Source organism: Pseudomonas sp. GW456-12-10-14-LB2, assembly GCF_002884345.1.
GTDB lineage: Bacteria > Pseudomonadota > Gammaproteobacteria > Pseudomonadales > Pseudomonadaceae > Aquipseudomonas > Aquipseudomonas paraglycinae.
Genome location: NZ_POHV01000106.1, coordinates 1 through 298 on the forward strand (window position 1 = coordinate 1; position 298 = coordinate 298).

The window sequence follows — 298 nt, forward strand, 5'->3', positions numbered from 1 at the left end:
CATCCGCACCGTCGCGGCCTGGAACACCGCGTTGCGGCGCTGCCAGCCGTCTTCGACGAGCTGGTTGTAGTAGGCGAGCAGGATCACGCCCTCCATGGTCGAGATCCCGAACAGCGCGATGAAGCCGATCGCCGCCGAGATCGAGAACGGCGTGCCGGTCAGCGCCAGGGCGAAGATGCCGCCGATCATCGCCATCGGGATGACCGACAGGGTCAGCAGCATGTCGGCCACCGACGAGAAGTTGATGTAGAGGAGCAGCGCGATCAGCAGCAGCGTGATCGGCACAACGAGGCTGAGG

General features: G+C 65.1%; 1 protein-coding gene. It reads right to left on the reverse strand.

Features of this window, described 5'->3' with window-relative positions; all coding sequences use genetic code 11:
• Positions 1 to 298, reverse strand: a 298-nt coding sequence (locus C1X29_RS29815; protein WP_146023293.1) for an efflux RND transporter permease subunit, incomplete at both ends; no start/stop codon positions are given.